This is a genomic window from Candidatus Zixiibacteriota bacterium (assembly GCA_018820315.1).
Classification (GTDB): domain Bacteria; phylum Zixibacteria; class MSB-5A5; order JAABVY01; family JAHJOQ01; genus JAHJOQ01.
Window position 1 is genome coordinate 1 of the sequence record JAHJOQ010000051.1, and the last position, 6,586, is coordinate 6,586.

Annotated in this window: 3 protein-coding genes; 1 reads left to right on the forward strand and 2 read right to left on the reverse strand. The window is 51.9% G+C overall.

Annotated features, from left to right (window positions below; all coding sequences use genetic code 11):
- A partial coding sequence (locus KKH67_04340; protein ID MBU1318407.1) for a S8 family serine peptidase occupies positions 1-2,859 on the reverse strand: 2,859 nt, incomplete at its 3' end.
- Between the two features lie 296 nt (positions 2,860-3,155).
- Between KKH67_04340 and KKH67_04345 the strand changes: the two genes are divergently transcribed.
- Positions 3,156-5,456, forward strand: coding sequence for a tetratricopeptide repeat protein (locus tag KKH67_04345; GenBank protein ID MBU1318408.1), 2,301 nt, complete (start codon positions 3,156-3,158; stop codon positions 5,454-5,456).
- Between the two features lie 56 nt (positions 5,457-5,512).
- Here the strand turns inward: KKH67_04345 and KKH67_04350 are convergent.
- Positions 5,513-6,586: hypothetical protein (locus KKH67_04350; protein ID MBU1318409.1), on the reverse strand; the 1,074-nt coding region annotated here is incomplete at its 5' end.

Genomic DNA, 6,586 nt, shown 5'->3' on the forward strand with positions numbered 1-6,586 from the left:
GCCGGAATCATCGGAACCGTTCCACAGAACCTCGTGGGTGCCGATAGCAGTCTCACCTTCGACCAGAGTCCGTACCTTCTGGCCAAGGATATTGTAGACAGACAGCGTGACATCCTGAGAGCGTGCCACCGAGAAGCAGATTGTCGTGGCAGGATTGAAGGGATTCGGATAGTTTTGTGAAAGCGTAAATGACTCCGGCAGAATTGTGCCGTCGTCATCATCCGCAGAAGTCGGAACCATATACTTGTCGTATGCATCGTCATATTTTAGCATCAAGTCCGCTTCGGACGAAGCCCAGATTATAACGGCGACAAGCTCCACAGACTCACCACCTGCGATAGTAACAGGCGGCATCGACATGAAGTGACCGTAGTCGGCCAGCTTCGTGGGCAGTTCAGATATCTCTCCCGACCAGACTGCATCGGCCTTCTCAGCATCCGAGAGTCCTGATTTCGACGCAAGAGGATTGCTGAAATACTCGAACGAGTGCATCGCTCCGCCTATCATCCCAATCCCGACATACTTTCCGAGCTCGGAATTGAAGTAGTACATCAGGTTACGAGAAGGATCAAGGCCGAGCAATTCGAGACCGGAGAAGTCTACGTCGGCAGCTATGCCGGCGCATATTGACTTGCTCGCAAAGGGATCGGTCAAGCTGATTGTATACCGTACGAATGCTGTCGACTCAAGACCAACGTCACTGAACATCGAAACCCGTTGTTCTACATGCAAACCTATCGGGGCCTCGGCAAGATCATCGATGCACGATCCGATCACTTCTGCGTCTCCCCATCTTGTGACGGGATTGACCAGCAAACCGGTCTCAACCTCAGCGACGAAATCATTGTCCGAGATTCGGCCGCTGGTATTTCTGACGGCGTCGCTGACATTTCCCTCATCATCGGAGATGATAAGAGCAAACTCCGTCAGATAGTCGATGCTGTCGATTGAGAAGCCAGCCTCTCCCTTATCTATCATGGACCCTGCGCCGAGGCCGACCGCGCCATAGTTGCAGCTTCCAACAGAAAGCTGACCGTTGTTGATAGAACCGGAAGCCGCGAATTTGCTCTGAGCGATCACGACATCGAAATACGCGTTGTTCAGGAACTCTCCGTTTTCATCAAAGAAATCGATTCTGAAAGTGATGACGGTTCCGGGTGTCACGTACTGATCTGCCTGCACCACGAATGGCTGCGATTGGTTGGCTGATTTGTTTCCAGCGAAGAGAGATCCATAGTACGCTGAGTCGGAAAGAATGGTGACACCGGATTCGTATGTCTGCAAAACTCCCCACAGACCGCCGACATCGTAATTACCTATCAGGACATCAACAGAAAGCTGAACCACTTCAAATGGTTCGATTATGCCGTTTGCGTCGCCCGGAAGTTGATAGCCTTGATACATGATAGCTGCGTGAGTCGGCGCAGGCATATAGTTGATTGCGTTCTCAATATCTATCAGACCCATACCGCTGGCGTTATCTTCACCGGGTTCGTCAATGTCGAGAGCCGAGATGAGAAGCGCGTGCTTAATCTGCTCGACCGTTGCATCCGGATTGTACTGCCGCAACAATGCCACAGCACCTGCCACATGCGGAGCGGCCATCGAAGTACCTGACATGTATTTCGTTGTGCCGCCTGGCTTGAGAGACTTTATGTTCACGCCGGGTGCCACAACTTCAGGTTTGATTATCGTCGAATCGCAATTCGCTGGACCACGACTCGAGAAGTTTGCGACCGGATAGCCGTCGACCGCATGATTCACCGCTCCGACCGAAAACGAACTGAGCGGTGAGGATGCACGGTCGGCTGGATTTCTGATCGTGCCCTCGGTCGGGCCTTCATTGCCGCAAGCAAAGACATTGACGATTCCGAGCTGCTCGAGATTATCAATAGCCTGCCAGAATGTGTTGTCGCATGCTGCGAAAATCCCTTTGGGAATGCCCCATGAATGACAAATCGCATCAGGCAAATCGTCAGTGGTCTCAGGATTGCCATCAGGATCGGCAGCCCACTCGAACGCCGAGAGAATATCGGAGATTGTCTGTGTGAACCCGGAGCCTCTGTCAACAACCGCCGCGCAAGCCCATTCGGCGTCGGGGGCCACACCGACAGTGTCACCTTCGAAGACACCTGCCATAAGACCCATCACGTGAGTGCCGTGACCTGAGTTGTCATCGGGAAATTCCGAATTGAATGGATCGAGCCATGCAGAGGCCGGATCCCCGGCTGTGATCCCGCGCCAGCGCGAGGCCAAACCGGGATGGCTGCCGTCTACTCCGGTATCAAAGCTCATTACCAGGCGCCCTGCACCGGTATATCCCATTGCCCAAAGCTTATCCGCCTTGATCGCAAGAAGATTCTCCTCCGCCCCACCGATCACCGTCGGGGACTCTGCGACATCTATCGGGTCCACTAATTCGAGCATAGCATCTTCGACAATCAGTTCTACGGATTCGAATTCCGCAAGAAGCGCGAGATCGCGTGGAGTCGCTTCGACCAGAATTGCATTTGCTATCCAGTAGGATTTCTTTATCTCTATCGATGCGGAACTTCTACTCAACTCGTTCGAAAATCTGTCGAGCGCAGTCTTTGACGACGATACGACGCTCCGACGAACCATCTTATAGCGATCACCGAAATTCGTTACGGGCACTGTCGCGGATTTCAGAGCCACCGATGACTCAACATCAGGCTCGAAGAAGACCAGTGCAGAAATACTCTCGCTGGCATTATCAGCCAGACTGCGCTGCAGGCCAGAGCTCAGTGAGGCGGATAGAACAGCACTTGGAATCAGACTGCCACAACAGAGCAACCCGATGATTGCGAGCAATTTGAATGTGCCTGAACGAAGTCTCAATAGTGCCTCCCTGTTGACTTACTCCTGTGTCGAGCAAACCCTGTGCCACGACCGTAAGATGCAATCTGATGCACATAGAATGTCGGCCAATCCGAAAAAGCGCTGTCTAACCGATTATTAAACAATCACTTACATATCATCCGGGCTGGTCGGCGAGATGTTGCCGAGGCAGCGGATTGCAGTTCAGATGAAATTATGTGCATATAAATGCACATAGGCATGTGCAAATGCTTTCACAATAATGACATAGACAAGTTTAATGTTGCAGTATCGACCGCGAAATCTTAGAATCAGGCATGTCTGAAATCACGAGAGAGAGATTGGGAGTCAACTGGTTGGTCCCGGCGCTCCTAATATTCGGGCTTGCCATCAGGGTCGTGTATCATCTGCAATACTCTGGCTCCCTAATCTGGGGTGATCTGAGTATCGACGAGCATTTGCACCATGCCTGGGCACTCTATCTTGCCGATGGCAACCTGGTCGGCGACGCAGTCTTCTTCAGAGCTCCTCTCTACGCCTATTTTCTGGCGTTGATCTATTGGTTGTCGGGGGCGGATATGCATGCGGTTCTGATCATACAACATTTGGTTGGAATCGCCACCGGCTACCTGCTCTATCGATTGACTAAGAAGATGTTCTCCTACACCACTGGAGTCCTTGCACTCGCATTCTACATTCTGTCACCTATATTCGTTTATTTCGAGGGACAGCTGCTCCTCGATTTTATGATTCTACCGCTGACACTAGCCGCTTTCATCTTCCTCCACAGCGGCCTAGCTGACGACAGGAAAGCCTCGTGGATACTCTCCGGTGTGTTCTTCGGCCTTACAGCACTCACCAGACCCAATGTACTTCTCTTCCTGCCCTTTCTGGGAATCTGGCTGCTGGTGCATATCGCGAAGAAGAACGGTGTGCGAACAGCACTCCTGAGAGTCGCAATGGTAGCAGTTGTCACCGCCGCCGTGATAGCCCCGGTTACGGTGAGAAATTACGTCTTGTCGGGGGATGTGGTGCTGGTGTCATCGCAGGGTGGTATCAATTTCTATCTGGGAAACAACCGCGATGCAGATGGCGTGAGTGCCTACATGCCGGGACTTGGATTCGACTGGGAATACGCAGACTGTATCCACATAGCTGAAGAAGCTGAAGGAAAGGCGCTGAGCGCGTCGCAAGTCTCTACCTACTGGTACAGACAGGGTGTCGAATTCGCACTCGACGATCCTGAGATGTTCCTGCCTCTTCTGGTTAAGAAGATGTATCTGTTGGTGAACAACCATGAAATTTCCAACAATCGGGACATCAGTTTCGTGTTCGACAAGATATGGATAGTATGGATCCTTCCGGTAGGTCTGTGGATTCTACTCCCGCTCGCCCTGATCGGAGCGATTGCGCGTCGACACAACACATGGACCGGTCTGCTGGCTCTTTACATTTTGACGTACTCATTCACTATCCTGATGTTTTTCATCAATTCACGTTTCAGGCTGCCGGTGCTGGTCTTCCTCCCCGTACTCGCAGCCCTTGGTATTGAGGCGCTCGTTGAGGCGATCTCGCGGAAGCGTGCCGCCAGGGCAGTTGTAATGTTTGCAGTGATTCTGATCATTGCCTACGGCACCACAAGCAATCTCTACAGACTGGATTTCGAGGATCATTCTCAGGAAGAGTATAACATAGGCAATCACCTCATGAATCAGGGACGTTTGGACGAAGCAGCCGAAAGATACCATTCTGCCATTGCCAAGCGCCCCTCAATGAATCAGGTGAACTTGAATATCGGAAGCATCCATCTGAGCAGAGGAGAAATCGACTCAGCGCGGACTTATTTTCTGTGCGAATTACAGATCGCCGTTGACTCATCGAAGGCATACAATAATCTGGGCGTAGTGGAGAGACTCGCACACAATGATTCGCTGTCTCTTTCATATCTGAGACTCGCTCTGGAGTTGAAGCCGTACTATGTTGATGCGCTGATCAATTACGTAATTACAGCCCGCGGTGTCGGCATGCACAGACAAGCGCTGGAGTTGCTTGATAGGGCTATTGCGGCCAATTCGACGAGCACGCAGGTCTTCCGACTGAGGGGAGTGCTCAGATTCGATCTCGGACAGCTGGAGGAGGCCCGTGGAGATTTCGAGCGATCTCTTGACCTCCTGATTGAGAGTCGCCAGCCCTCATTTACTACCCTTTCTTCCTTTATGCCCGCTTCACAACGGGAGATTGAGCGAACCGAGGATGAAGCCGTTATCCTGTATCATCTCGGAACGATAGCAGGCCGCACAGGTTCGCTCGACTCGTCTGTGACGCTGCTAAGAGATGCAATGAGACTCGATTCAACTCTCGTTGAAGCAAGAATCAACCTGACGACTGCCCTGGTGCAGCTCGGCCACTTCAATGAGGCACTGAGCTCGTGTGAGAATATTATTGAATCTGGTGAGGACAATTATCTCGTATGGTACTTACTTGCAGTTAGTCGACTCAACCTCGATGACTTTTCCGGTGCTGCAGGTGCCGTCGACAGCGCACTTGCCCGGTCGCCAGAGTTTACGCCGGCTGTCTCACTCAAGATGCTACTGCAACAGAAAACGGGAGAGAACTGAGTTCCCTCCCGCGTTAATTTCAGATCAGTCTGTGCTGATCATATGAGCGTCATCGATTAGTCAATATCGAACCAGTCTATCATACCCCTGAGCAGTCCAATCGCATCTTCCTCTTCAATCGCGTAGAGGGGGAAGCCAAATGCGGCTGACTTGTGGCATCCCGTGTCATAGCGAACGCCGCAGACGCCACCGTCAATGTCACCCTCACTTCCGTAAGTCGAGAAAGCCAGATATACTCCCTGCCCCTGACCGCTCGATTCGTAGAAGTTCACCGCCGGAACTCCGCGGAACGGATACGGAGTGAATGGTGTGTTTCCATGCACGCACCACATATCGTAATTATATGGATTGCCATCGCAGCCTCTGAAACTGTCGAAGCTGCCGTAGTACTCCTCGAGATGCTCGAATGACGCATCCAGATCGGGAAGGCCGCTCACGAGAGAACCTGCTCCGATGAACTCCTCGTTAGAGTGATCACAGGTGCATGAGATAATGGAACAAAGCCAGCTATTGATCCAGTTTGCGCTGTACTGGCCTTCGATCGTGAAATAGTTCCATGCCATGCTCGAAGGACTCATCGGGATGATCCCCGCAGGTCCATCGAGAACTATGCCGAACTGGTTGCGACCTATCATCATCACCTTGCCTCCGATATCCATGTACTCTGAGAGTCTTTGATACATTGGAAGTTCGGATCCGGCGTTGTAGTAGTACGACTCATTTAGCATAACCACGAGTTTGTACCGGGTTATCAGTTCTCTCGGGGGTGGTACATCAAACTCCGAACTACCCTTCAGCCCGTGATAGATAGTGTCAACTGGATGACCGGCTTCTTCGAAGAGGTGTCTCCAATACGGGAAATACCTCCCGGTCATCAGATCGCCACCGTAGGTGCAGCATGTACCGCACTCGCCCCACAGCGCACCAGGAGAATGCTTCCAATAGCCAGTGTTGTCAATCAGCAGTATACCTCTTTCGCACGCAGGCTGAATAGCCTCGAAAACGCTGACAGCCGGTGTCGGATCCACGGCGAAGGCGTCATCACGGCAGGCGACTTTGAACACGAAGTATCCCGTCAGTGTAGAGTCGGCAGAACCAAGGCCTCTGAACAAGTTGGTAAGTGAACCGAA

Bases quoted from the DNA above. Each gene is read 5' to 3' on its own strand.
- KKH67_04345 (MBU1318408.1), top strand. From the start codon at position 3,156: ATGTCTGAAATCACGAGAGAGAGATTGGGAGTCAACTGGTTGGTCCCG.